A 1,177-nucleotide genomic window follows, 5' to 3' on the forward strand; every position below is an offset into this window, starting at 1 on the left:
GCTTGAGTTCAAGGGTCTGTTGCAACGAGGGCTATCCAAGGATGGTGTCCATGCCTGGTCCTCGTTTGTCGGTGTCCGAACGCGCTCAGATCGAGGTGCTCTTCGGTCAGGGCCTGACCTTTCCCGCGATCGCGGCCGTGATCGGGCGTGACCGCTCCACGATCTGGCGCGAGGTGACCCGCAACAACGCCTACCGCGGTGCGCACCTGACCCGCCCGGGCGCCCGACACCCGCACGCCAGCCGCACCCGCGGCACCGGCGGCCACCTGCGCGGGCCCTACCGGTGGGTGTACGAGCACCACGCCGCGCAGTACCGCTACCGGCGCCGGGCCCGACGACCACACCGGCCCAAGCTGCGCTCCTCCTGGAACTGGCCACGACCGGCCCTGTGGAGCGAGCACGTCCTGCCCAAGCTCCAGCAACGCTGGTCCCCGACCCAGATCGCGCGATGGTTGGCTTCGACCTACCCCCACCAGCCGGAGCTGCACGTGTCCCACGAGACGATCTACCAGGCGATCTACCTCCAAGGCCGCGGCGAGCTGCGCCGCGAGATCGCCGCCCAACACGCCCTACGCTCCGGACGCGCCCGTCGCCGGCCCCAGTCCCGCACCGCGCACGGCGCCCGCGGCAGCCGCCCCTGGCTGGCCGACTTCCACATCTCCACCCGCCCGGCCGAGGCCACCGACCGGGCCGTGCCCGGGCACTGGGAAGGCGACCTGGTCATCGGTGCCCGCGGCGCCAGCGCGATCATCACCCTGGTCGAACGCACCACCCGTTACGTGATGCTCGGCTCGCTGCCCGAGTCGAGAGTCAGCGCCGAGGTCATCAGTGTCCTGACCGAGCTGATGGGACGGGTCCCGGCCGAGCTGGCCAAGACCCTGACCTGGGACCAAGGCATCGAGATGCGCCAGCATGCCGCGTTCACCCTGGCCACCGACTGCAAGGTCTACTTCTGCGACCCACACTCACCCTGGCAGCGCGGCAGCAACGAGAACACCAACGGCCTGCTACGCCAGTACTTCCCCAAAACGAGCACCGACTTCCGCACCTATAGCCAAGCCGACCTCGACGAGGTCGCCCGCGAGCTCAACGGGCGCCCCCGTGAAACCCTGAACTGGAGAAACCCCGCCGAAGCCCTCAACCACCACCTCGTTGCAACAGCTCTTTGAAACCGCCC

The 1,177-nt window shown here is 69.2% G+C and carries 1 protein-coding gene; it reads left to right on the forward strand.

Going from position 1 to position 1,177, the window contains the following annotated elements; genetic code table 11:
- Nucleotides 1–50 precede the first annotated feature (50 nt).
- Complete coding sequence (locus ABD297_RS23555; protein WP_344257598.1) at nt 51–1,169, forward strand: IS30 family transposase; 1,119 nt, start codon at nt 51–53, stop codon at nt 1,167–1,169.
- The last annotated feature ends 8 nt before the right edge of the window (nt 1,170–1,177 follow it).

Origin of the sequence: Terrabacter carboxydivorans (assembly GCF_039532035.1) — a bacterium.
Taxonomy (GTDB): Bacteria; Actinomycetota; Actinomycetes; order Actinomycetales; family Dermatophilaceae; genus Terrabacter; species Terrabacter carboxydivorans.